This is a genomic window from Thermodesulfobacteriota bacterium, from assembly GCA_040754335.1.
Taxonomy (GTDB): domain Bacteria; phylum Desulfobacterota_D; class UBA1144; order Nemesobacterales; family UBA2774; genus 2-12-FULL-53-21.
Genome location: JBFMCV010000003.1, coordinates 20627 through 45669, shown reverse-complemented (window position 1 = coordinate 45669; position 25043 = coordinate 20627). Strand labels below are relative to the sequence as shown.

Sequence of the window (25043 nt, the reverse complement as noted above, 5' to 3'; positions counted from 1 at the left end):
GTTTCATAACGGTAAGTCATCCCTACCCGGAGGATTCGAAACAATGACAATTACTATTGCTGCGGAAACCGATTATACATCTCGGCCCTTTAAGGAAACCCCGCGGAGGAGGGCGCTTATTACCGGGATAACCGGGCAGGACGGTTCTTATCTGGCTGAGTTTTTGCTGTCTAAAGGATACGAGATCCACGGATTGATCAGGAGATCGAGCAGTTTTAATACGGACAGGATTGACCATATATATGTCGATCCGCACGATCCCGACGCCGGGCTCTATCTTCACTACGGCGATCTCAGCGACTCGAGCCAGCTGACGAATTTGATATATAACATCGAGCCCGACGAGATATACCACCTGGCCGCTCAGAGCCATGTCAGGGTCAGCTTCGATATGCCTGAATACAGTAACAACGTTACGGGTCTCGGCACCGTCAGGATACTCGAATCGATCAGACGGAGCGGGATCAAGTGCAGGTTCTATCAGGCGTCAAGCAGTGAAATGTTCGGGGCTTCCCCGCCCCCGCAGAACGAGTCGACCGTGTTTCGGCCGAGAAGCCCTTATGCCTGCGGCAAGCTGATGGCTCACTGGACGGCGGTCAACTACAGGGAGGGATACAATCTCTTCGCCGTAACCGGGATACTCTTCAACCACGAATCTCCGAGGAGGGGGGAGACGTTTGTCACACGAAAAGTAACCCGGGCCATATCCAATATACTCATGGAAAGGCAGAGTCACCTCTATCTCGGCAATCTCGAGCCCACGCGCGACTGGGGATATGCGCCCGAGTATGTGGAGATGATGTGGAGCATGCTTCAGCGCGAGACCCCGGAGGACTTTGTGATCGGCACTGGGGAGACACATTCAGTAAGGGAATTCGTCGAGGAGGCTTTCTCTTACGTCGGGCTCGATTGGGAAAAATACGTGAGGACAGACCCTAAATATTTCAGGCCTACGGAGGTAGAGAGTCTCAGGGCTGACCCCCGCAAGGCGGTCGATCTCCTGGGGTGGAATGTCAGGGTGGGTTTCAAGGACCTTGTAAAAATCATGGTAGACGCTGATATGAAAAAGATGGGGCTGATTCCGGTAGGGGAGGGATACAGGATACTTAAGAAAAAATACCCGGACGAGTGGTGGAAGGGGGATTAGAATCACAGGTCGGATGCGGCATGAGCCTGGATACGGTTGAGCGGCATAAAGGAAATATGATTGTATCGGCGAGGAATAAGTCAAAGGCTGGATTTATAAATGGTTTATTTGATAAGGAGGCAATGATGACACTTTCCAAGCTTCGGCTGACATTGATTTCATTTTTTGTTTCTGCGGTGTGTTGCTGCGGCGCTCTTTCTGCGGCGGAAATATACGTGGACGGGAATAATCCTTACGCGTCTGACAATAATGCCGGGACGAATGCCCGACCTCTTAAGACCATATCCAAAGCTGCTTATCTCGCGGATAAAAACAACAAGAACAACATCCAGACCACAGTAATCGTGAACCCGGGAACGTACAGAGAATCGATCGCCCTCCCTTTCGTCTCCGATCATTCTAATACGGAAGCCGCGATCATCTTCAAAGCTTCCTCTCCGGGCAGCGTGATTATATCGGGTTCCGACATCTGGACGGGGTGGAAGAAGGAATCGTCGTACAACATTTATTCGCGAAATTGGCCCTACAACTGGGGGGCGGTCCCCCAGCCTTGGCCGAATGATGAGAACCTCGCGGAGATAGTGAGAAGGAGGGAGATAGTATTTGTCGGCGGCAAGATAATGAAGCAGGTGCTCTCCTACAAAGAGCTACTGGCGAACTCGTTTTATGTGTCGGAGTCCCAGGATAAGATATATGTGCGGATGCCGGCCGGAGTCGATATAAATAATTACAGAGTCGAGGTCGCAGTTCGCTCCAAGCTTTTTACCGTTGACAGCAGAAAGAATGTGACAATCAGGGGCTTCGTGTTCCAACATGCCAATACTGCTGTCGACGGTAACGCGGTCGATATAAATAACTCCTCGAATATCCTGGTCGAGGACAACTCCTTTATCTGGAATAACTGGGGAGGGCTAAGGTTCAACAGCTCGAACAATATAACAGCCCGCGGCAATGTGGCTAATCACAATGGAGGGAGGGGGATGGAGGCGTGGCGGATAAAGAATTTGCTCTTTGAAGAAAATACCACCTCGTTTAATAACTGGAGAGGCGTAAGAGGGAATTTTACGGGCTTTGCCGTTGCTGGTCTTAAGCACCTTAGAATCCACGACGGGACTTATAGGAGGCATGTTTCCGTGGGGAACAAGACCCGGGGGTTCTGGTGCGATTTCGATTGCTCTGACGTAACCGTCGAAGACGCCATCCTTACTAATAACCTAAAGGACGGAATATTCGTCGAAGCGAGCGAGGGGCCGGTCACGATTCAGGATAGCGCTATCTGCAACAACGAAGAAGGTCCGGGGATAATAGGTGACAACTCGCAGTACGTCACTCTCGACGGAAACGTCTTTTACGGGAATGGCGACAGTCAAATCGCTGTAAGGGGGGTTAATACGGGGAGGACGGTGGACAACTGGGAAACAGGAAAAAAAATGAATCTATATACCCGGAATTGGACGGTCGTCTACAACGTTATCATGGGGAAGAAAGGAGCTCAATCACTAATCGATGTTAAGGAAAGCCCCGCTGATCGGTTTATCAGCAGTCTGACTTCCAATAAGAATATCTGGTATAACGCGTTTAACCTGGCGGTATTTAAAGCTGACGGAACGTTCGACTTTACCAAGTGGAAATCCGTTACCGGACAGGATTCAGGCTCGGTCTTCCGCGATCCGAGCGTTGTCAGCATGTCCGCGGAACAAAAAGGGCTCCTGAATCTTTGTAAAAGCGAGACCATAATCACTGAGCTCTCGATCAGGAGTGAATCGGTAACCCATGATTCGGCGCTCATAACATGGAGTACCGCGGAGCCCGGAGATTCGCAGGTGGAATACGGGACCGACGAATCCTACGGCAAGATGAGTAAACACGATCCCGAACCGGATGTGAATCATCTTGTATTGATAACAGGGCTTAAACCGGAAACCACATACCATTACAGAGTGGTGTCTCAAGGTGATTCCGGTGATACTGTCGTTTCAGGAGACCGTACGTTCACTACGCAGAAATTTACCGATACTCACCCTCCTTCAACTCCATCCGTCCTGACGGCGATCGTCATATCGGGTTCCCAGGTAAATCTCTCGTGGGGTCCGTCCACGGATAATGTCGGGGTATACGGTTACCGTATTTATCGCAACGGGACCCCGATTAAAGTAGTACGAAATACCCATTACTCGGATACGGATCTCGATCCGTCAACTAAATATACGTATACGGTTTCGTCCATCGATGAAGCCGGTAACGAATCCGCCGAATCCAAAGAGTCTTCCGCGTTTACCTATGCGGGTTCTTCCGACTCTTCCCTACATGGAGGCGGCGCACTCTAGGCATGATTGCGTTTTTACCGAACTTGCTAATTGCCGACCCATCATTTCCCCACCCGGGATTGGTATGAATCGTACATAGACCGGTCCCTCCCACCTTTCTAAGCATTTTTAAATAACCATCCATAATTCTTGCCACCATATAGAACAGTTGAAATTCGTTTATTGAATGTGAATTAGAAATACTTCAACGATTCCGGAAAGTTAAAAATGGACCTTCAATAGGTCTTGAAAACCGGCGTCAGCAAGGACTTGGGTGTTCGAATCCCTCGCCCTCCGCCACCGAATTTCCTTAACTACATAATATTTGGTTTTTCTTTATCAGGAAGTTCTCTCCAGTCCGCACTTTCCAAAATGGGTCTGAAGTTATTGAAAGGAAAGTTGGGCCTGTCGGTGGTCTCACCTTAATATGGCACGATAATTGCTCTCTACAAAAGCTCATATCGGAAGTTATCTCCAGGTATATTCCGGGGGACTATCCAAAATCAATCACATCTATGCGGAGGATTTAAATTGAGCAATATCGAATCGAACTCAAATCATATCAGGGTGGCCGTTATAGGTTCGGGCCCTGCCGGTTTTTACGCTGCCGACCACCTGTTAAAGAGCAAGGAAATAGACGCTGAGATCGATATGTACGACAGGCTCCCTACGCCTCACGGGCTTGTGCGGAACGGGGTCGCTCCAGATCATCAGAAGATTAAATCCGTGACGAGGGTCTACGACAAGATCGCTAAAGACCCGCGGTTCAGGTTCACGGGATTCGTAGAATATGGCAAGCACATACACTTGGAAGACCTCAAAAATCATTATCACGTCGTCGTGTTCGCGACAGGCGCGCAGACCGACAGGCGTATGAATATCCCTGGCGAAGATTTGAATGGGAGCCACCCCGCGACCGAATTCGTCGCCTGGTATAACGGTCATCCCGATTACAGGGACCTCGAATTCGACCTCTCCTGCGAGACCGCCGTGATAATCGGAGTAGGCAATGTCGCGATCGACGCCGCAAGGATACTCTGCCTTTCGGAGAAAGAGCTCAGAGCGACCGACATCGCCGAGCACGCCCTCAATACTCTCCTCAATAGCAAAATCAGGGACATTTACATCATCGGCCGCCGAGGTCCCGCACAGGCCTCGTTCACGAACCCCGAGCTCCGCGAGCTGGGTGAGCTCGAAGACGCAGTCCCTCTCGCGCTCACGGACGAGGTCGAGCCTGACGAGCTTTCGCTCGAGGAAATCTCTGCTAGCGGCGACGAGGCCGTGGAGAGGAGAATTGAGATACTAAGGGAATACGCCGCCAACTCCGTTTCTGATAAACGGAAGAGGCTCCACCTGAGGTTCCTCCTTTCCCCTGCCGAGATCGTCGACAATGGCGAGGGAAAGGCGGGCACGCTCCGCCTCATGAAAAACGAGCTCTACAGGTCTGAGGACGGGAGCATAAAATCGAGATCGACGGACGAGCGCATAGAGATACCCGCAGGCCTAGTTTTCAGGTCGATCGGCTATCAGGGGGTACCCCTTCCCGGCATCCCTTTCAACGATAAATGGGGAACGATACACAATGAAAAGGGAAGGATTATAGACCCCGGAACCAACGCTCCTATTCCTGGCCTCTACGCGACCGGATGGATAAAGCGGGGGGCATCGGGAGTGATAGGTACGAATAAAACGGATTCGGCCGAAACGGCGGCATGCATAATAGAGGACGTGAAGAACGGAATCTCGCTCAAGCCGAATAGTACGGGCAACGGTCACGTGGAAGAATTAATTAGAGAAAGACAGCCTCACTATATAACGTATGAAGACTGGCTCAAGATCGACAGCCTTGAGATAGCAAGGGGCGGTGAATGCGGCAGACCGCGCCTCAAATTCACGTCGATCGAGGAGATATTTACGGCGCTCAAGGGAACGGGGTATGTGACGGAGCACTTCGGTGCGGACAAAAGCTGACCTCTTTGCATGTGCGCACTGACTATCACAAGAAGCTGGTAATAACCGGGCTCAGGTCCCTCGGCCGTACGGCGGGGTCTTGAGCCTGTCCAAGGGGGATTATCTTAAAAAGTAATTCCTTGGAGTGTCATTTTGTAAACAATTTTGTCGACAAACTTACAAATTTGTAACCTTTCATAAATCTTATATTCAATTACTTTCCTGCTCTCAACCGTAAATCAGGCTTTTTCTTCATTGTGCACTGCAGAAGAAAAATGGCATACAAGTTGCATCTTCACATAACCGTATGAGTTTCTCTGCTTTAGCGAATCCTCAATACATTGACAGACTAATGCCATAAGTCAGGGCCCCTCAATATCGGCCGGGGTTCAGGGCTCCGTTGTTAATGAACGGGAGAAGATAGTATGAGTTTATCGAAGGAGAGAGTAGTAGTCATCGGGAACGGGATGGTGGGACAGTCCGCCGTCGAGCACATTCTCAGAAAAAAGAACGAAAATATCGAGCTCGTCGTTTTCGGCGAGGAGCCCGACCACAGCTATAACAGGATTCTCCTGTCCGAGGTCCTGTCGGGGAAGAAGAGCTTCGCCCAGCTCTATTTGAAAAAAAGGAAATGGTTCGAGGAGAACGGCGTGAAGCTCTACACCGGCTCGCGCGTGACCGAGATAGATACCGCGAGTAGGAGAGTCCGCTCCGAGAAAGGGTTCTCGTCAGCTTACGACAAGCTCGTAATCGCAACTGGGAGCGTTGCTTTCATCCCGCCTATAAAAGGGATCGAGAAGAGCGGCGTATTCGCGTACCGGACTATCGACGACGTGTGGTCGATGCTCGAGGTGTCGAGATACAAGAAGAACGCGGTCGTGATAGGCGGGGGACTCCTCGGTCTCGAAGCCGCGAAGGCGCTTAAGGATAACGGCATGGACGTGACCGTTATACACCTCGTCGATCACCTGATGGAGCAGCAGCTCGATTACGATTCCGGTCTCATGCTCGAAAGATTGATCGAGAGGATGGGGATTAAGTTCAGGATGAAGGCAGTCACAGAGGAGATACTCGGTAACGAGAGAGCGGAAGCGGTCAGGCTGGCGTCGGGTGAAATACTAGACGCCGACCTCGTCCTTGTCTGTACGGGCATAAGGCCCAACGTCGAGCTCGCGAAAAAAGCCGGGGTCCTGGTGAAGAAAGGGATAGTCGTCAACGATTACCTTCAGACGAGCCACGAAAACATCTACGCTCTCGGCGAATGCGTCGAGCACCGGGGCATGGTTTACGGACTCTTCGACCCTCTTGTCGAGCAGGCGCGCGTCGCCGCCGATTCCATCGCCGGGAACGGCGAGTCCGTCTACGAGGGGTCCCTCGTATCCGCCGTCCTCAAGGTAGCCGGCGTGAGCCTGGTCTCGGTCGGGAATTTCAACGGCGGGGAGGGGTGCGAAGACCTCGTCTATTCCGACCCGGAGCGGGGCATATACAAGAAGCTCGTTTTCAGGGACAACCACATCGTAGGCGCAATATTCCTCGGAGACATCAAAGACTACAGAAAGATTTTCAAATTGATAATTGATAGAACCGGTGTGAACGGGAACAGGCATGAATTATTACTGGGTGCGGCTGCCGACAACTCCGCCGCGAAAACTCCTGAGAAGGATATTACCGCCGATGAGCCTCCGCTCAAAGACGTTCCCCTTACCCCTGAGAGCCCGATTTACGCTTCTCAGGACCTGCATCCCCGCACGGTCAAGAGCCCGTGGCTCGGCAAAATCAACCCGGCGGATATTAAATCGAAAGGTATGGAAGTCGATTTCGAGCGTTACAGGCAGGAGGGCTTCGCATCAATCGACCCGAGCGATTTCCTTAGGCTTAAGTCGCACGGATACTGCAGCCAGAAGCAGGAAGGCTACTTCATGAGGCGCATCAGGGTCCCCGGCGGACAGGTTACAGCGCCCCAGCTCATGACTGTCGCGGAGCTCGCCGGGAAATACGGAGGCTGGGTGCACATCACGACGCGTCAGGCGCTGGAGCTCCACTGGACGACCATAAACGACGGCGAGATCGACGAGCGGCTTAGAGAGGTCGGACTCTCCACTCGCTCAGCGTGCGGGCACGCGATCAGGAACGTCACGTGCTCGGAGGAAGCCGGTATAGGTGGGGACGAGATACTGGACGTGAGGCCCTGGGTGAAAGTAGCTCACGACTACATAGTTACGAACTCGCTTTCGATAAATAAAAGGCTGCCCCGCAAGATGAACGTCTACTTCGCTAACAGTCCCAAACACCGCTCGCACGCGATGGTAAACGATATAGGTTACGTCGCCGTCGAAGCCGAGCACGAGGGCTCGGTTATTCCCGGCTTCGAAGTGTGGGTAGGAGGAAGCCTGGGCTCGAAGCCTCATCTATCTCAACGGCTAATCGATTTCATTCCCCCTGAGCAGACGGTACCGGTGCTCAGGACGATAATAGAAATCTATTCAAGACACGGGAACATAAGCGACAGCAGGAACCCCCGCCTGAAAGAGCTCGTCGAGCTCTGGGGCTTCGATAAATTTCGCGAAGAGTTTTCGAGCATCTATTACTCGAAATTCCCGCAGCTTCACGGCGTCGAAGTTAAAAACGATGAGTCTTTACACGGTGACGTCGATAAGGAGGGAATCTACCCGCAGAAGCAGGAGGGCTATTACAGGGTGGTCGTGAGAGTGCCGCTCGGAGAGCTCACCGCGGCGCAGGCCAGAACGATAGCGAGGCTCTCTCTCGATTACGCCGACGGAAAAATCCAGAACACGATGCAGCAGAATTTCGAGCTCCAGTGGGTAAGAAAGGAAAAGCTCCCTAAGCTGCTCGCGGAGCTAGGCGCGATCGGGCTCGCTCCTAAGGGCTCGGGCTCCGTGCTCGACGTGATGGCCTGCCCGGGTACGACCTTCTGCGTCTGGGGTGTTTCCAACTCGCAGGGGACCGCGGATTCGCTCATAAGACACATAGGCGGGAAAGACTATAAAGACGACGAGCAGATCAGTAAGTTGCGCATACAAATATCCGGCTGCCCGAACAGCTGCGCGCAGCACCAGGTTGCGGACATAGGACTTTCGGGGAGCGCGGGAAAATATTTTCTATACCTGGGCGGCCACATGAACGGCTCAGCCAGGGTGGGAGAAGTGGTGAGAAGAAATATAGCCGCCAATGAAGTGAACGATACCGTGGATACTGTCCTCAGGACTTATATCGAGATGAGACATGACGGAGAGCCCTTCGTCGACTTCGTGTACAGAATCGGAATCGACAACCTCGCCGAGATAATAGCGGGCATGCTCGACTCGCCCGAGGCGATCGAAGCCCGGAAAAAAGTCGCGGAGAACGAGGCTGTCCAATCGAAGGACCTGGCAAAAGGAGAATACTCCGTGAAATTCAAGGTGAGCGGGAAGACCGTCACCGTCAAAGGCACCGAAACGATACTGCAAAAAGGGCTCGACGAGGGCCTTAGCTTGCCGTTCAGCTGCCAGCAGGGTGTCTGCGGGACTTGCAAGCTCAGGGTGAGGGGCAGGTTCGAGCAGGGCAATGTCGAGGGGATTACACCCGAAGAGATAGCGTCGGGAGAGGCGCTCATCTGCATGGCGAAACCCAGAGGAGATATGGAGGTGGACGCGTAGGGGGGCAAGAAAGCTGTCGAATCCAATATAAAACGGGGAGCAGAATTTTGCAGCTGAATCAGAAGACCGAGCACAGGACCGTTTGTCCTTACTGCGGCGTGGGATGCGGCGTGATACTGGAGACGGGAGGAGGCAGAGTCCTTGGCGTTAGGGGCGATCCCGGCCATCCTTCGAACAGGGGAAAGCTCTGCTCGAAGGGGCTCAACCTCCATCACACGATCCATAAGAAAGACAGGCTCACTCACCCTTTAATCAGGGACTCCAGGCTCTCCCCGTTCACTTCGACTACGTGGGATAAAGCTCTCGACAGGATCGCCGGTAAATTCAAGAGTCTCATTAATACTTACGGACCGGAGTCGATAGCTTTTTATATATCCGGCCAGCTTCTCACGGAAGACTATTACGTCGTCAACAAGCTCTCTAAGGGTTTCCTCAAAGTCAACAACCTCGACTCGAATTCCCGCCTCTGCATGTCTTCTGCCGTGATGGGCTACAGGCGCGCGTTCGGCGTGGACGCCCCGCCATGCTCTTATGAAGATTTGAAGCACACGGACTGCGTATTCATCATCGGCTCGAACATGGCCTACTGCCATCCTGTCGTGTTCATGCAGCTGGCGGAGGAGAAAGAGAAAAAGGGGAGTGATTTAAAGATAATCGTTGCCGATCCGAGGAAGACGCCTACCGCGGGCATAGCCGATATATTCATACCGTTAAAGCCCGGCACCGACGTTGCCCTTCTCAACTCCATGATTCACGTTCTAATCGAAAACGGTCTCGTCGATCACGACTACATCGATACGCACACGGAAGGGTTCGAAAATCTCAAGGATACGGTGAAAGAATACCCGCCTGAAAAAGTATCGGAGATCTGCGGCGTGTCTTCTAGTCTCATTACGGAAGCTGCTCTCGCATTCGGAAAAGCGAGCGCGGCGATGAGCTTCTGGGCTATGGGTCTCAACCAGAGCAGCTCCGGCACGGACAAGAACAACGCGCTATTAAATCTATCCATAGTTACGGGAAACATCGGCAAACCTGGCGCGGGCCCATTCTCCCTCACGGGTCAGGCAAACGCAATGGGCGGCCGTGAGACAGGCGGTCTCGCCAACCTCCTGCCCGGACACCGCTACATGGCTGACGAAGTACATAGGAAAGAGATAGAAGAGAGATGGGGCACGGACGGACTCTCGCCTTTAAAAGGGCTCACCGCGGTCGAGATATACGACGGCATAAATGAAGGCAGGATAAAAGCAGTATGGATAATATGCACGAACCCTGTCGTGTCGCTCCCGAACGGATCGAAAGTCGAAGACGCGCTCCGGAAAGCCGAGCTCGTCATAGTGCAGGACATATTCCACCCGACGGATACGAGCATATTCGCCGACATCCTTCTCCCCGCGGCCGGCTTCAGCGAGAAGGAAGGGACGATGACGAGCCAGGAGCGGAGGATATCCCACGTCTCGGAAGCGGTCGATCCCCCGGGTGAGGCTCTCCCCGATTGGCGGATATTCACGAAATTCGCACATAAGATGGGCTTCGGCGCGCATTTCGGTTACGAGCGCGCTGAGGATGTCTTCGATGAATATAAGCAGTTGAGCAGGGGCCGCGACGTCGATATCACGGGCGTGACGTACGAGAGACTGATAAATACAGGCCCTCTCCAGTGGCCCTGCCCCGATGAGACGCATCCGGGAACGCCCAGGCTATACACGGACGGTAAATTCCATACCGACACGGGGAAGGCGAAAATCCTGTCCGTGCATTACAACCCGCAGGAGGAGACCGCCGACCCCGAATATCCGCTCGTCTTCACTACAGGGCGCGTAAGGGACCAGTGGCACACGATGACGAAGACGGGAAAGGTCGAGAGCCTCACCAAGAACGAACCCGAGCCCGTGCTCGAAATTAATCCCGTGGATGCCGGGAAGTACGGACTCCGCGAGGGCGATCTCACGCTGGTCGAGTCGCGGAGGGGTAAAGCGACCGTGAGGTGCAAGGTGACGGACAAGGTCAGGGAAGGCACGGTATTCCTCCCGTTTCACTGGGGGAAGCTCCTCGCGAATAACGGCAGGGCAAACCTTCTCACCCTCGATGCCATAGACCCTTACTCACAGCAGCCGGAATTCAAGGCGTGCGCCGTGAGGGTAGAGAAGAAATCGTTCGACGACAAGTCCCGAGTGCTGATAATTGGGAACGACCCCTCCGCGCTCGAGCTCGCTCACAAAATCAACGACATCAATCCCGCAATCGATATAACACTTCTTACCACAGCTGAGAACATCCCCAACGGCAGGATAAGGGTAGACGGGAGACTCCCGAATAACGTAAGAACCGGCGAAAAGATGGTAGAGCTTGCGGACGGAGAAGCGCTTCCATACGACAAGCTCGTTTTTGCGCCGGGAAAGAGGACGTACCTGCCGCCCGTGAAAGGGTTTTCATCCGAGTGTATAAGACCCATACGCGATTTCGAAGATGCTAAGAGGATAATCGCGAGGGAGCTCGTCCTCGGGAGAGTTGTCGTGATAGGCTCGCGGCCCTCCGCTATAGAGACCGCCGATCTGTTGAAATCACGGGGCGCCGAGGAGGTCTATCTAATCGACCCCGACAACATGCTCCTCGACAAGTATGTCGATTCAGCGGGCTCTCAATTTATTTTTCACAAGCTCACGCGCAGAGGTATAAATATAATACTCGGCGCCGAGATCGAAGAGATAATAGAAAGAGACGGCATAAGGAAAGTGGTGATCGGGCGCGGCAGGGAAATAGGCGCCGACCTTATATTCATCGAATCCGTCATGAGGCCCGACCTCGACCTGCCGCTCAAAACCGGTCTCCTCATCAATAAAGGTATAGTCGCGGGAGAGCAGCTCGAGACTAACATCCCCGACATACACGCCATAGGGAAAACGGCTGAGGTCAAGGGCGTTCTCACGCACGACACCGACTTGCTCGCGATGCAGGCGGACGTTCTGGCGAGACACGTTAGCGGCGACCCGACCGCGCGCTACACTGAATCGGTCGATGCGAACCGCTTCCATATCCTCGGGCTCGACATAATTTCATTCGGACAGTTCAACGCCGACGATGAAAAGTCGAATGTGCTCACGTTTTTAGACAAAGGTCAATCGATATACAAAAAGATAGTGGTGCGCGGTGACCGCGTAGTCGGCGGATTCTATATCGGGGACACCGGAGGGGCCGAGGAAGTGCTGGCGCTCGCCCGGAGCGCTTCCGATATCTCGAAGTATAGAGACACTCTCATCTCGGGGAATTTCAAAGAAAAGCTCCCTTCGGGGAGAGTCGTATGCTCCTGCATGTGCGTGACCGAGGACGAGATAACGCTCGCCGTAAAGAACGGGAGCAGCAGCATCGAAGCGCTCAAGGAGCGGCTCAAGGTCGCGGTCACGTGCGGCACTTGTCTCGAAGAGGTAAAGGAGATTCTGCGCGCGGTAAAACCGGTGCATTAATGGAGGAATCGAAAATTCTGCTTAAAGACACGTTCGGAAGAGTGGTCAATAATCTGAGGATCTCTGTAACGGACAGATGCAACTTCCGCTGCAAGTACTGCATGCCCGCCCGAGGCATGGTGTGGCTGGAGAAAGACAAGATACTGAGCTTCGAGGAGATCGCAAGACTCGCAGAAATTTTCTCCGGCCTCGGCGTCGACAAGATACGCCTCACGGGCGGCGAGCCGCTTCTGAGGAAGGAGCTTCACGTCCTCGTGGCTATGCTCGCAGGCGTCGGGAATGTGAGAGACATATCCCTCACTACTAACGGCTATTTTCTTGAGGAGCAAGCTCGAGCGTTATCGGATGCGGGGCTCAAGCGCATCAACGTAAGCCTCGATTCACTCAGGAGCGACAGCTTCGCAGAAATAACCAGGAGGAGCTACTACGATAAGGTGCTCCGCGGTGTCGCAGAAGCCGCGCGTATCGGGCTTAGCCCCATCAAGATAAACGTCGTTTTAATACGCGGGTTCAACGACGGCGAAATACTCGATTTTGCGGAGCTCGCGCGGAAGAGCAATTACATAATCCGGTTCATCGAATACATGCCCATAGGCGGCGGGGATGACTGGAACATCGAGCAGGTAATAACTCAAGACGAAATAATCAAGACGATAGAGCACGGCCTCAGGCTCAGTCTTATTCCCAAGCGTCTCGGGGGGAGCGAGCCTGCGGACGGCTACCTATTCGAAGACGGCTCGGGCGAGATAGGGTTCATCAGCTCGGTAAGCAATCCCTTCTGCGGGCACTGTAACCGCGTGAGGATTACCTCCGACGGCAAGCTGAGGACCTGCCTCTTCTCTTTAGGCGAAACGGATCTGCGGAATCTCCTGAGAGAAGGCGCGAGCGATCTGGAAATCAGGGACGTAATCGTCGACGCGGTGTCGAAAAAAGAGCGCGGCCACCTCATAAACAAACCGGGCTTTGTAAAGCCAGCGAGGACAATGTCGCAAATAGGAGGTTGACCGGATGAATCATACAATGTTCATGCTTGGCTCGCTTAACGGAGCACTTCGGTCCCGCATAAGGATAGACAGGAACGAGCTCTCAGGCGCTTTCGGAGACATAGGCACTGACCTGCCGCTCATCGTTGGTATTTTGCTCGCATCAGGTCTCGACCCTGTCAGCGTGTTCGTCATGTTCGGCGCTACACAAATTTTCTCGGGACTCTTCTACGGCATCCCGATGCCCGTCCAACCGTTGAAAGCAATAGCAGTCATGGCCATATCCCAGCGCCTGGGAGCCGACATGATACTTGCTGCGGGCATCGGGCTCGGCGTCGTGATGCTTTTCCTCAACCTTACCGGCCTGATAAAAATGATATACGACTTCATACCGAGCTCCGTCGTAAGGGGAATCCAGTTCGGCCTCGGTCTGAACTTGCTGCTTCTTGCGCTCACGGATTACATTCCGTCGCAGGGTCTCGAGGGCATTATTCTAGCCGCAGCGGGTTTGGTAATTGTATTCTTGCTTCTTGGAAACAGGCGATACCCTCCGGCGCTCGCGGTCATACTTCTGGGCTTGCTTTACTCTCTAATCTTTAACACCGGGGCGATGCCTAACTTCCCGGCCATGCATTTATCCCTTCCGCAAATTCATGCACCTTCACTATACGACATACTTACGGGCTTTGTCGTCCTCGGCCTTCCGCAGCTCCCGCTCTCCATAACGAATGCTCTCGCCGCGACGAAAAAGCTCGCAGATGATTTGTTCCCCGAGAAAAAGCTGAGTGTGAAAAAGCTCGCGAACACTTACTCGCTCATGAACATCGTAAACCCGCTATTCGGCGGAATCCCTGTATGCCACGGATCGGGCGGGCTCGCGGGGCATTACGCTTTCGGCGGAAGGACGGGCGGGACCCTCCTCATCTACGGCTCTTTATACCTGCTTATCGCGTTCTTTCTTTCAGGCAATTACTCGTCGATCAACGCGCTCTTCCCGCTCCCTGTTCTGGGCGTCATTCTCTCGGTCGAAGGTTTTGCCCTGACTAAATTTATTAAAAAAACGGCCGGCTCGAAAGAGCTCATAATAGCCCTCATAGTCGGCTTTATATGCGTCTTTATCAAGAACGGATACGTCTACGGTCTTCTGGCAGGCACGTTGATTTACTATCTCGAACCCATAGCAAGGAGGTCGCTCGGAGTGAGAAATGAAAGTTAACGTGCTCTTGTTCGGCAGATTGATGTCGATCGCAGGCGTAAAGGAGCTGACCCTCTGCATCGACCGGGAAAGCTGCTCCGTCAGGGAAATGACGGCATCGCTATTCGGCATCCATCCGCAGTTAAGTGCGGAAACATTCCGGGTCGTCGTAAACCAATCCGTCTCTCAGGACGATGACAGGATCGGGGACTCGGACGAGGTCGCTCTCCTGCCCCCGATCTCGGGAGGGAATTTCACATACCTCACGAATAGCCCGATAACGTTCGAATTCGTCGAGAGCGTATTGCGGGTACGGAGAGAGAGCTCAGGCTCTTTCCTCATTTTCGAGGGGATTGTAAGAAATGACCACACTGCTCAAAAATCAAGCACGGGAAAGGCGGTCAAAAGAGTGGTATCTATCACTTATTCGGCTTATGAAGAGATGGCGGAGAGGGAGATAAATAAAATCGTCCTCTCCGCGATGGAGAAATTCCGACTCCACGATGTCGTGCTCAGGCACAGGATTGGCGAGGTCAATGTCGGCGAGACAGCTTTTTTCGTAGCGGTTTCCTCCGGGCACAGGAAGGAAAGCATTGCCGGCATTGATTTTATTATAGACGAAGTGAAATCGAAGGTGCCCGTATGGAAGCTCGAGAACTACGACGACGGCACCGAAAGCTGGAAGGACGGGAAGCTCATCGGACCGGACGCCGAGACCCCGGACGACCCGGATATCATATCGGATCCCGATTATAACTATCATGAAAAAACGGCATACAAATTGCCTGTTTAATCTATAGACCAAGACAGAGGGGGATTGCAAGGTGCCGAAGAAAACGAAGCTCAACAGGATAGAGAAGATCAAGCTCGAGAAGGACGGGCTCGATGTGGGGGCGGATATCGAAAAGTTCGCTCTCGAGGGGTTCGAGTCAATTGGCGAAGACGATCTCGAGCGGCTAAAGTGGTTCGGCACGTTCTTCAGAAAGCACACTCCGGGCTATTTCATGGTCAGGATAAGGATTCCTAACGGCATAGCCGCTTCACAGCAGATAGAGACGATAGCGTGGATAACGAATAACATCGGCCGCGGAAGAGCGGATATAACGACGCGGCAGCAGATTCAGCTCAGATGGATAAAGATCGTCGATGTCCCGAAGGTCCTCAGGCTCCTTAATCATGCCGGACTCCTCACTCTCCAGACAGGGATGGACAACATCAGAAACGTCGTGGGCTGTCCGGTCTCCGGTATCTCGAGGACTGAGCTCTTCGAGGCCTCCCCTGTCGTGAAACGGTTCAACAACATTTTCGTCGGCAACAGGGAATACTCGAACCTCCCGCGGAAGATGAACGTGACGATAACGGCGTGCAAGGAGAACTGCACGAACTCCGCAACTCAGGACATCTCTCTCGTTCCCGCGAGCAAAATCATGAACGGTAAAAACGTTCAAGGGTTCAACGTTTTCGTCGGCGGCAAAAACGGCTCGGGAGGGTTCAAGGAATCCCGGCCGCTCGACGTATTCGTGACGCCACGCGAAGCGCCGGAGCTGTGTAAAACGATCGCGGTCATTTATCGCGACAACGGTCCGAGAGCGGCGAGGAACAAGGCAAGGCTCTCGTTCCTGATTGACGAATGGGGAGTGGAAAAGCTGAGAGAGGCGGTTGAGATCAGCCTGGGGGTTGCTCTCGAGAGTGCGGGGAAGGACGAAAGGTTCGGCCACGAGACCGACCATATAGGAGTATTCCCCCAGCTCCAGCACGGGCTCAACTATATCGGGATGCTCGTCCCGGTAGGCAAGATTACGGGAGAGCAGCTCGCCGAGACGGCGAGGTTGTCTGCGCTCTACGGTAACGGAGAGGTCAGGCTGACGGCGCGGCAGAATCTGATCATCCCTAATATACCGGATGAAAACGTGAACCGCGTACTCTCGGAAAGGCTTCTCCAGGAGCTGAGTCCCTATCCCTCGGCCGTCATGAGGAGCATCACGAGCTGCTCCGGAAGCGAGTACTGCAACCTCGCTCTCATAGAGACGAAAAACCGCGCGTTCGAGATAGGACGCGAGCTGGAGAGCATTCTCCCGAATTTTAATCCCAGGAGCATCAATTGGTCCGGCTGTCCTTCGGGCTGCGGCAACCATACGATCGCCGACATAGGGCTCCTCGGCAAGAAAACACAGGTGAATGGCGAGATCGTCGATGCGGTCGATATTTTTATCGGCGGGGAGTCGGGTCCCGAAACGAAGCCCGCGATAAAGATAATGGAGAACGTCCCGTGCAGCGAGCTCACGTTCGTTCTCGAAGGGCTCGTTCAATGGGGTGCCTTCGAAAAATTCAGAAAACAGATAGACAACCTCCTTAACCCCGAAGAACTAGGGCCCTCCGTTATCGAAAGCGCCGAAGCGAAAGCCGTCTCCGTCATTCACGCGGACGACATAACGGAAGGGTCGGGCAAGCCCGTCGTTATCGACGGCAAGGAGATCGCCGTTTTCAAGATCAGGGGCGAACTCTATGCGACGCAAAATCTCTGCCCGCACCAGGGGAATAGATTATCCTCCGGGACATTGCTCGGAGATGACGTGGTCTGTCCCGGACACGGCAACAGGTTCAACGTCAAGACCGGAAGGTGTCATACGGATTCGTCACTCGAAATAAAAACCTACAGGCTCGTACCCAGGGGCAGCGGCTATTCCGTCGAGGATTAAGACACTCATTGCAAGTAAACATATTTACAACTTTGTAAGAGTATTTACAAAATTGTAAGCTTTAAATTCCCTTTTATCTCCTGTCATCATCATTCCGAAAATTCTCGATACATTTAGGTATTTTGCGCTTGCACAATATGGGCGGTCAACTTGGCACAGCAATTGCCAATAAGGACTAATAAGAAATAAGCAAATGTTCCAGGGAGGCTAAACTTATGGAGATCAAAAATAAAGCTGCACGTATCAGCCTGTTCAGCCTGAGCACACCGCAAATGCGGGCATTTCACATGACGTGGTTCGCGTTCTTCCTCTGCTTTTTCGGATGGTTCGGAATAGCGCCGTTAATGGCTGTAGTGAGGGAAGACCTCGGCCTCACGAAGACGCAAATAGGCAACACGATAATCGCATCCGTCGCCATTACGATTCTATGCCGTCTTGTCGTCGGAAAGCTCTGCGACAAGTACGGCCCGCGCCTTACATACACATGGCTCCTCCTCGTTGGGGCTCTGCCGGTCATGGGTATAGGTCTCTCCCACAGCTACGAGACGTTCCTCCTCTTCCGACTCGCGATAGGCATGATAGGCGCGTCGTTCGTAATCACTCAATATCACACCTCCATCATGTTCGCCCCGAACGTTGTGGGTACTGCGAACGCGACTACCGCGGGATGGGGCAACCTCGGAGGCGGAGTGACGCAAATGGTCATGCCGCTCATATTCGCGGCCATAGTCAGCCTGGGTGCCGGTAAATTCCTCGGATGGAGACTCGCGATGGTGGTTCCCGGAGTGGTATTATTTCTCACTGGTATAGCTTACTACTTCTTCACACAGGACGCTCCCGACGGAAACTACAAAGAGCTCCGCGCGAGGGGCGAGATGCCGGCAGCGGAGGACAAGGAGCACGGCTCTTTTCTCCTTGCAGCGAAAGACCCCCGCGTCTGGGCGCTCTTCGTCGTCTATGCTGCGTGCTTCGGTGTCGAAATAACGATAGACAACATAGCGGCGCTCTACTTCTTCGACCGGTTCGAGTTAAGCCTGGAGTCGGCGGGCATAATCGCGGGCCTCTTCGGTCTCATGAATATATTCGCGAGGGCGCTGGGCGGAATCTTCTCCGACAAGTTTGCGAAAAGCCACGGACTCACGGGGAGAGTGAGGTTCCTCTTCGCCGTATTGTTCCTCGAAGGTATCGCACTCGTCGTCTTTTCACAGATGTCCGCCCTCGTTATCGCTGTAATCTCCATGGTCGTCTTCGGCCTCTTCGTCAAGATGTCTAACGGAGCGACGTATGGAGTAGTGCCGTTCCTTAACAAGAAGGCCCTCGGATCCGTTGCGGGTATAGTGGGCGCGGGAGGGAATGCCGGCGCGGTTGCGGCCGGTTTTCTCTTCAGGTCTGAAAGCCTCACTATGCAGGGCGGGCTCTTCTATCTCGGGCTCTGCGTCGTGATAGCATCGCTCTTCGTGTTCTTCATCAGGTTCTCACCTGAGACGATCGAGGAGGAGAAGAGGGCGTTCCAGGAGGCGCAGGCTCAGAAAACAGCCGCAGTCGGCTCCTAGCATTACCCGTAAATTAGCCAAATCTCCTTTGTGAAGGGAATCATGCCGAGATTCCCTCTGAGTGAAGGGATAGCATCGAGATGAATAATGCTATCCCCTCTCCTCAACACCAAAGAAGGACACCGGTCTGTAAAAATGGTATAAAAAGGGAGGAGAATTAAATGACGGGATCACTTTACCTGAAATTGACAGTCCTATCGTTAGCTATCGTATTATCATCAGGGGCTGTATGCCTTAACGCAAGAGCGGAAGAGAACTTTTCCGAGGGACTGAAAAACCACGTGAGCGGCGGAGTAAATATAAACCTGAGAAACGAGCTCTGGAGCACGTTCCAGCAGGAGAATACGGATACCGACCGCACGTACGATTTCTTTCTCATAAGGGCGAGGGCGTTCGTAGATTTCGACTGGGAGCACGTTGCGCTTCACGTAATGGGTCAGGGCGTCAAGGCTTTCAACCTTCCCGAGAACGGCGCCTTCGGTCCGGGTCCTCTCTACTTCACCGCGAGCGACGACGAGACAGGTCCGGGGAATTTCCAGTTCGTCGAGGCATACCTCCACCTCAAAAATTTAAACGGGTTTTATCTCAAGGGAGGGAGGATAAATTATGAAGACGGCGGCGAGGTGCTCTACGAAGATTCGCCTCAGCTCACCTGGCTCATAAAAAAGAGGCTCTCCGAGAGGCTCATCGGCGATTGGGACTGGACTCTCGTAGGGAGGAGGTTCGACGGCGGCACGGCTGGTTATGCGAACGATAAATTTAACCTCAACCTCATGGGGGCGGTCGTGACCTTCGGCGGTTACGACATCGACGACGGTTACTGGAAGGACCTCGATACCGTATTCGTCACAGGAGGGTCGTTCACGCTGAAGAAAGACGTCCTCCTGAAAAACACGCAGTTCCAGCTCTTCGATTATTTCTATTTCGACGACAGGGCGCCGGCAAAAGCTCTCGCGGGAGACGACCTCAAAATTAACACGACTGGGATAAGCATGGTCGGTGCATACCCGGCGGGCTCGGGCTTTTTCGACACGATGTTGTGGTTCGCCTTTCAGCTGGGCGATTTCGGCGTCGAGAACCAGAAGGCGCTCGCCTTCATAGGCGAGCTCGGTTATCAGTTCGCCGCCACTCCGTGGAAGCCGTGGGTGAGGATAGGTCTCGCTTACGCCTCGGGAGACGGAGACCCTGACGATTCCGACAACGGCACCTTCTTCAATATGGTACCCACGAACCACAAATGGTACGGTTACGCGGACACAGTCGCATTCAGCAACCTGATCGACGCATATACGCAGATAATGCTTAAGCCCCTTCCGATCGTAGGCTTCGACGTGGAAGGCCACCTCTTCTGGCTCGCCTCGGACGAAGAGGTGTGGATCGGCGGCTCGGGTCCCTTCAACGATACCGTCTTCGGATACCAGTTCAGGAGCCCAGTCGAAGGCGAGGACATAGAGAGCTTCCTCGGAGGAGAGATAGACGTAACGCTGAGCATAAAGGCGCTCGAATACCTTACGTTCGATTTGGGCTACTCCCATTTCTTCGGAGGACGCGGCGTCGAGGTCGTTTACAACGAGGAAGACCAGCTCGACTGGTTCTACGCTCAGGCGACGGTCCCGTTCACTATAGGAAAGAAGAAGTAGGGGGGGTTGAATCGCGCATATCCGCCTCTGGCTTGGGTATAATTCTATTCGGGTCATATATACCGGATAGATGAGATGAAAGAGATTTTTTCGGGAATTCTGCTCGCAGGCGGGAAATCGGAGAGGATGGGCGTCGATAAGAGATACCTCGAATACGACGGCAGGACGTTCCTTGATATAGCGGTTGAGCGCTTGAAGAGCGTTGCGGACGAGGTGATCGCGGTCACGGCGGAAGGAGAGAACATCGAGTTCGACGGTGTAATATCGGTGAGCGACATAGCCTCGGACAGGGGTCCGATGATGGGAATATATACGGGCTTGAAAACGATGGCCGGCCCTCGCGGCATAGTGAACCCCGTCGATACGCCCGGTTTGAGAACGGAGCTGCTCGAATACATGAAAGACGTATCCGGCGGCTTCGACGTCCTAATGCCGGTATGGAAGGGCTATCCCGAACCTCTAATCGCGGTTTACTCCCGGAAGGTGATACCGGTGATCGAGCGCTTCTTCGAAGAAGGGAGAAAGCCCGCTCCGCATCTCCTCGCGGATGAAGGCAGCGGCCTCAGAGTAAGGCTCCTCGCCGAAGATGAAATATCCCGGTTCGGCGACCCTGAGCTCATGTTCCGTAACGTGAATACACCCGAAGACTTAAAGATAGAGAGAACTCGATTATAATTAACGAGCCATGAAAGACGTAAGCGACAAGCTTGATACATTAAGGACAGCTCGCGCGAGCGCGAAAATCAGAGCCGGTGCAGAAACGCTGGATTTAATCAGATCGAACGCAGTGCCCAAAGGGAACGTGCTCGAGACGGCGAGGACTGCGGGTATAATGGCGGCGAAGAAGACGTGCGAAATCATTCCTCTCTGCCATCAGGTCCCGATCGACACTGTCACCCTCGATTTCGATATAGAAGAAGACGGCATCGCCGTACACTCGTTCGTGAAAGCGGTGTGGAAAACAGGCGTCGAGATGGAAGCGCTCACCGCGGCATCGATCGCCGCACTCACGATTTACGATATGCTGAAGCCGATCGACACCTCCCTTGAAATAAGCGAAGTGAGGCTCGTCGAAAAAAAGGGAGGCAAGAGCGACTGGAAGGAAAGCTACAGGGAGCCGCTAAAAACAGCAATTCTCGTTCTCTCGGACAGTGTATCTAGCGGAAAGAAGGAAGATAAATCCGGCAAGATAATCAAGGAAAAATTGAAAGACCAGCCCGTCGAGGTCGTTGGATACGAAATCCTCCCCGACGAGATCGGGCTGATTAAAAAAAGGCTTATTGAGCTCTCCGACGGCGAAGCGCTAGACCTGATTCTCACTACAGGCGGCACGGGACTGAGCCCCCGCGACGTAACCGTCGAGGCAACGATGGAAGTAATAGAACGGGAAGTCCCGGGAATAGCCGAGGCAGGCCGCAGCTACGGCTTCCGCAGGACTCCCCACGCGATGCTATCGAGGGGCGTGAGCGGTATCAGGGGGAAGACGATTATCATCAATCTGCCCGGAAGCTCCAGGGGCGCCGCCGAAACAATGGACGCCCTCTTCCCGTGGGTACTCCACTCTTTCCGCATTTTAAGAGGCGGCGACCATTCTTCCAAAAAAAACTGAGCCCTATATGGTTACGGTAAAAGAGGCGCAAAAACTGGTTCTCGATAACACGCGACCCCTCGGCGAAATCGAAGTGAGCGTCGAAGACGCTCTCGGTCTCGTGCTTTCTTCAGACGTTATAAGTCCGGTCAACCTGCCGCTCTTCACTAACTCCGCGATGGACGGTTACGCAGCGAGGTCGGAAGACACCGTAAGCGCAGCGCCCGGGAGTCCCGTCCGTTTGAGGGTCGTCAGCACTGTGAGAGCAGGCGACTTCCCCGATTTTTCCGTAAATTCTGGAGAAGCGGCGAAGATCATGACGGGCGCGCCCGTGCCAGGTGGCGCGGATGCTGTCGTGAGAATAGAGGACGCTGCAGAGGAGTACGGAGATTTGATATTAACAGCCGCAATCGAAAAGGGGTCTAACGTCAGATTCGAAGGGGAGGAAATAGGGAAGGGCGAGACCGCTCTCAGCGCAGGCGTCGAGATCACGCCTGCCGCGGTGGGTTTCCTTGCCGAGCTTGGCATCGAGAGAGTTAAAGTCCGGAAGATGCCGAAGGTGTCGGTCATAGTCACAGGCGAGGAGCTAGTCGGGCCTGAAGAAGATTTAACGCCAGGCAAGATAAGGGATACGAATTCAGTTACACTCAAATCCGCTCTTGCGGGAGAGAAGGTTAAGCTCATCTCCGCAGAACGCATTGCAGATGTTAGATCGGATATAGAAGAAAGGATCAAAAAAGGGCTTGTCTCTTCCGACGTCCTTATAATTACGGGAGGCGTGTCTGTTGGTGATTACGATTTCGTCAAGGATACACTCGGCGCCGCGGGGGTCGAAAAGATATTCTGGGGCGTTTCTCAAAGGCCGGGCGGCCCCATGTTCTTCGGGAGGGCGAGTGACGCTCTGGTCTTCGGACTGCCTGGAAACCCCGCGTCCACGCTCGTCTGCTATTACGAATACGTCCGCCCCGTGCTCCGCAAAATGATCGGGAAGAAGGACATATTCCTTCACGAATTAAACGCCATGCTCCTTGATCCGGTAAGAAAAAAGCCGGGGAAGACGCACTTTCTCCGCGGCATAGTCGGTAGAGAGGGGGAAAAAGTCTACGTCATGACTTCGGGAGGACAGGGCTCGCACATGCTGAAATCCTTTGCCCTGTCGAACTGTTTGATCGTTATAGATAAGGATGACTCATACCTGCCGGAAAATTCCGGGGTAAAGGTTCATCTCCTTCCATAGGCACATTTTACGAATCTCTCCACGGCTTGTCGAACGAGATGCCGTATTTGCTTATTCTGTAATCGAGCTGCCTCGTCGTGAGTCCTATGAGCTTGGCCGCTCTCGACTTCACCCATCCGCATTTCCTGAGCGCGTCCACTATACGTTCGATCTCTATATCTTCCACCGTCTTCGTGAGTGAGTCATCTTCGGGTTTGTGAACATCCTCCGGCTTGGATCGGTGCGGTATTCTCCTTGCATTCAATATTTCGTACGGCAGGTCGTTGCGCGTCGCAATGTCGTTATCGCTCAGTATAACGATCCTCTCTATGCAGTTTTCGATCTCGCGCACATTGCCGGGCCAGGTGTAGCCGAGCAGATATTCCATCGCCTCCCCTGAGATGCTCACGTTCTTGGAGTTCTCCTTGTTAAACTTCTTCAGGAAATGCTCTATTAAAAGCGGTATGTCTTCTCTCCGGCTTCTGACCGGCGGGAGTATTATGGGGACGACGTTCAAACGGTAAAACAGGTCTTCCCTGAAAGTCCCCTTCTCGATCGCAGCTTCGAGGTCGCTGTTGGTCGCGGCGACTATCCTCACGTCGACGCTTATCGTCGTCGAGCTCCCAACTTTCTCGAAGCTCCTCTCCTGGAGCACGCGGAGGAGCTTCAACTGCGTGGATACGGGCAGGTCCCCTATCTCGTCGAGAAAGATCGTCCCTTTATCCGCGAGCTCGAACCTCCCTTTCCTCTCTCCCGAAGCGCCGGTAAAAGACCCTTTTACATGGCCGAAGAGCTCTGTCTCTAGCAGCGTGTCGGGGATCGCCGTGCAGTTGATTTTGATGAACGGGCCTTCGGCTCTGGGGCTGTTATAGTGTATGGCCCTTGCGACGAGCTCTTTCCCGGTCCCGCTCTCACCCCTGATCAGGACGGTGGCGCTGCTGAGCGCCACGCGCTTGATGGTTTCGAAAGTCTCCTGCATTATATCGCTCCGGCCGACCATATTGTCTATACGGTGCATGCTCGCGAGCTCCTGCTGGAGGTGCATTTTCTCTTCCCTGAGCCTCGCCTTCTCCTCGTTTACCTTGCTGCTTATCTCTATCGCCTGCCCGATAAGCGACCCGATCATCGTCAGCAGTGAAAGCGCCTCGTTGATGGATACCGACTCCTCGCTCCTGCAGTAGATAACGCTCAGCGTCCCAATCGTCCCCCTCTGCGATTTGATGGGAATGCAGAGGAGTGAAAACTTCGTAAGGACGCTGTCCTCGAGCTTCATCCCTTTCCATATCGAGGGCTCGTCCCTTATATCCGTTACGACTATCGGGGACCCCGTTTTGAATACCTTCCCGATTATTCCCTCGCCGGATCTGAATTTGATGTGGCGTTTTTTTTCTACGCCGAGTGAAACGACGGTGTCGAGCGTTTTGGACTCTTTATCCTGAAGCACGATTGTCCCGTAACGCATGCCTAGAAACTTGTCGAGCACGTTCATGACCGAGGTGAGCGACTGGTCGAGGTTGAAAGTCGAGGTCAAGAGTTTGCTGATCTCGTATAATGTCGTGAGTTCGAGTGACCTTTTTGTAGCGGCGGCCATAAAATACTCCCTCGGGGTGGAATACCCCTTAGGTTAAGTAGGTGCAAGTTGTATG

General features: G+C 53.5%; 15 protein-coding genes. 14 read left to right on the top strand and 1 reads right to left on the bottom strand.

The annotated features are described in order from the left end of the window. Positions 1–43: 43 nt before the first annotated feature. The 14 genes from gmd to glp all read left to right on the top strand — a co-directional run bounded on the left by gmd (position 44) and on the right by glp (position 23418). The gene (gmd, locus tag AB1598_06555; GenBank protein ID MEW6144666.1) at positions 44–1147 is read left to right on the top strand and encodes a GDP-mannose 4,6-dehydratase; all 1104 of its coding nucleotides are present in this window, start codon (positions 44–46) and stop codon (positions 1145–1147) included. A gap of 20 nt (positions 1148–1167) precedes the next feature. After that, positions 1168–3474 (top strand): right-handed parallel beta-helix repeat-containing protein, encoded by a 2307-nt coding sequence (locus tag AB1598_06550; GenBank protein MEW6144665.1) that lies wholly within the window; start codon positions 1168–1170, stop codon positions 3472–3474. Positions 3475–3984: 510 nt separating this feature from the next. Beyond that, on the top strand, positions 3985–5424 hold the full coding sequence (locus AB1598_06545; protein MEW6144664.1) for an FAD-dependent oxidoreductase: 1440 nt from the start codon (positions 3985–3987) through the stop codon (positions 5422–5424). Positions 5425–5828: 404 nt separating this feature from the next. Continuing rightward, a complete protein-coding gene (locus AB1598_06540; GenBank protein MEW6144663.1) occupies positions 5829–9059 on the top strand; it encodes an FAD-dependent oxidoreductase in 3231 nt (1076 codons plus the stop codon). 47 nt (positions 9060–9106) lie between these two features. Continuing rightward, positions 9107–12523: a formate dehydrogenase subunit alpha gene (gene fdhF, locus AB1598_06535; GenBank protein ID MEW6144662.1), complete on the top strand. Its 3417-nt coding sequence runs from the start codon at positions 9107–9109 to the stop codon at positions 12521–12523. Then, entirely contained in the window at positions 12523–13527 is a 1005-nt protein-coding gene (moaA, locus tag AB1598_06530) for a GTP 3',8-cyclase MoaA (protein ID MEW6144661.1), read from the top strand. The genes fdhF and moaA overlap by 1 nt, the downstream gene beginning before the upstream one ends. Before the next feature lie 4 nt (positions 13528–13531). Beyond that, positions 13532–14722 (top strand): putative sulfate/molybdate transporter, encoded by a 1191-nt coding sequence (locus AB1598_06525; protein MEW6144660.1) that lies wholly within the window; start codon positions 13532–13534, stop codon positions 14720–14722. Then, positions 14712–15494 carry a molybdenum cofactor biosynthesis protein MoaE gene (locus AB1598_06520; GenBank protein ID MEW6144659.1) on the top strand — a complete coding sequence of 261 codons (783 nt, stop codon included), beginning with the start codon at positions 14712–14714 and terminating at the stop codon, positions 15492–15494. The genes AB1598_06525 and AB1598_06520 overlap by 11 nt, the downstream gene beginning before the upstream one ends. A gap of 31 nt (positions 15495–15525) precedes the next feature. Next, positions 15526–17400: a Rieske 2Fe-2S domain-containing protein gene (locus AB1598_06515; protein ID MEW6144658.1), complete on the top strand. Its 1875-nt coding sequence runs from the start codon at positions 15526–15528 to the stop codon at positions 17398–17400. A gap of 215 nt (positions 17401–17615) precedes the next feature. Then, positions 17616–18953: a NarK family nitrate/nitrite MFS transporter gene (locus AB1598_06510; GenBank protein ID MEW6144657.1), complete on the top strand. Its 1338-nt coding sequence runs from the start codon at positions 17616–17618 to the stop codon at positions 18951–18953. A 161-nt stretch (positions 18954–19114) separates the two neighbouring features. Next, on the top strand, positions 19115–20593 hold the full coding sequence (locus AB1598_06505; protein MEW6144656.1) for an alginate export family protein: 1479 nt from the start codon (positions 19115–19117) through the stop codon (positions 20591–20593). A 75-nt stretch (positions 20594–20668) separates the two neighbouring features. Then, positions 20669–21268, top strand: coding sequence for a molybdenum cofactor guanylyltransferase (locus AB1598_06500; GenBank protein ID MEW6144655.1), 600 nt, complete (start codon positions 20669–20671; stop codon positions 21266–21268). A gap of 10 nt (positions 21269–21278) precedes the next feature. Beyond that, on the top strand, positions 21279–22202 hold the full coding sequence (gene moaCB, locus AB1598_06495; GenBank protein MEW6144654.1) for a bifunctional molybdenum cofactor biosynthesis protein MoaC/MoaB: 924 nt from the start codon (positions 21279–21281) through the stop codon (positions 22200–22202). Positions 22203–22209: 7 nt separating this feature from the next. After that, positions 22210–23418 (top strand): gephyrin-like molybdotransferase Glp, encoded by a 1209-nt coding sequence (gene glp / locus AB1598_06490; GenBank protein ID MEW6144653.1) that lies wholly within the window; start codon positions 22210–22212, stop codon positions 23416–23418. Between the two features lie 7 nt (positions 23419–23425). Here the strand turns inward: glp and nifA are convergent, their stop codons facing one another. Further along, on the bottom strand, positions 23426–24988 hold the full coding sequence (gene nifA / locus AB1598_06485) for a nif-specific transcriptional activator NifA (protein MEW6144652.1): 1563 nt from the start codon (positions 24986–24988) through the stop codon (positions 23426–23428). Positions 24989–25043 lie beyond the last annotated feature (55 nt).